Consider the following 251-nt stretch of genomic DNA (forward strand, 5'->3'; position numbering starts at 1 on the left):
CTCTGACGCGCACTCACGGGCGCGCCAGCACGTACCGCACGGCCAGCACGACGCGGCCGACCTCGATGAGGAGAACGCGGCCGGCCAGGGCGACGGCATCTCTCCCGTCGTGCGTGGCGAGCACTGTCGTAAAGCCGTCTTCGAGCCAAAGGCGCTCGATGTGCTGCTGCATCTCGATCCGCGTCAGCGCGTCGCGCGCGCCGTGCGGTTCGTCCAGCAGCCGCTGGCGCGGTCTGCTGGCCAGCGCCCGC

At 71.7% G+C, this 251-nt stretch carries 1 pseudogene; it reads right to left on the reverse strand.

Annotated features, from left to right (window positions below):
- Positions 1-13 precede the first annotated feature (13 nt).
- Positions 14-251: pseudogene (ssuB, locus tag KVT38_RS33940) on the reverse strand (aliphatic sulfonate ABC transporter ATP-binding protein); the annotation flags it as partial.

Source organism: Cohnella sp. GbtcB17, assembly GCF_019091135.1.
In the GTDB taxonomy this organism is placed as follows: domain Bacteria; phylum Bacillota; class Bacilli; order Paenibacillales; family Paenibacillaceae; genus Cohnella.